The 1,152-nt window shown below is 34.5% G+C and carries 1 protein-coding gene and 1 pseudogene; both read right to left on the bottom strand.

Annotation, left to right across the window (positions count from 1 at the left end; translation table 11 throughout):
- Positions 1–270 (bottom strand): annotated as a pseudogene (locus E5A76_RS16280) (DUF2971 domain-containing protein); the annotation flags it as partial.
- A gap of 57 nt (positions 271–327) precedes the next feature.
- Positions 328–990 (bottom strand): hypothetical protein, encoded by a 663-nt coding sequence (locus E5A76_RS16275; RefSeq protein ID WP_060987988.1) that lies wholly within the window; start codon positions 988–990, stop codon positions 328–330.
- Between the last annotated feature and the right edge of the window lie 162 nt (positions 991–1,152).

Here is a 1,152-nt window from a genome sequence, read left to right as displayed (position 1 = left end):
GATTTCTAATTCAATAGCAATACCTTTGTGTCCAGAAGCGTAATGTGACCACAGTAAGAAATTATCTAGTGCGCTTGATAATGCACAAATTCGCCATTCGTTTCTTCTAATATTTACTTTTTCATCAAATCCATTGCCAAAACGAGAGTAGTAACGCCCTTCTAAAGGATCATTCAAAGAATCCCACCTAGAGCACCATACTCGCATATTTAAAATAATATCTAGTGATAACCAAAGATCATCTATTGCACGGTATTTATATAAAAGCATGATACCTCGAAGAAACTTAACGCTGCTATAATTGATAATGTACCACTACAGTTATGCCTATATATCACTGAGCTCTCGCCTCATTTGCATCAATAACTCATTTGACTGTTCTTCTATTTTTGAAGCTAAATCACCTGAATGTTTTTGAAATAATGCAGTTTTTTCATGTTGTTGCAATAAAACTATATCAGTAAAATTTGCCATATATGTGTTTGCGCAGTCCATAGATTCTTGAGTGAGACTTTCCAAAATTTCGAAAGTTTGGAGCATTTCATCTGTTGCGATTAGCTTTAAACGATTCGACTCTCTTTTTAGCTTCAATACGTCCTGCACTCCCTCTTGCATCAAAACTGACACTTGAGAGCTTAACCAACCAACAACCTGTCTTTCTTGCTCTTTGTCTCCTGATTGAGTAGCTATGAGATAGTTTTGAAGGTACTCATCAAAGATTGGTTGCATACGCTTAGGCATTTCTATCTGGTTTTTCTTTCCGAAACTATCTAAGTCCGCAACATACTTAGCATATTCACTCGCCTTTAAATCAAATATTTTTAAGCGTCTATCCGCTCGATAACGGAGATCCTGTTCTAATTGCTTTAAGTTTCTATCGTGTCTTTGCTTGTTAAAATATACAAACAATCCCCATAGAATGTTTATTAGAGCGAATACCCATGCATAATATTCGGGATTTTCTTGTATTAACTCATAGATTGACTGCATTTTTTTCCTATAGGCATAAGCTTATTAGTAAGCATTCTCACTTTTACGCAAAACAATGCCTCTGAACCCTACAATCATAATCAATTTAATTCATAAAGATCATGAGCTTGATTGCATTATTTTGTTTCAAAGTGTTTATTTGAGATGTAGAAAGTAAGAAAT

This window comes from Photobacterium lucens (genome assembly GCF_009873615.1).
GTDB classification, from domain to species: Bacteria; Pseudomonadota; Gammaproteobacteria; order Enterobacterales; family Vibrionaceae; genus Photobacterium; species Photobacterium lucens.
Note: the sequence above shows the minus strand (reverse complement) of the source record. Positions and strands in the feature narration are given on the sequence as shown.

Excerpts from the sequence above, each read along its gene's own strand:
- E5A76_RS16275 (WP_060987988.1), bottom strand. The coding sequence starts at position 990 with ATGCAGTCAATCTATGAGTTAATACAAGAAAATCCCGAATATTATGCA.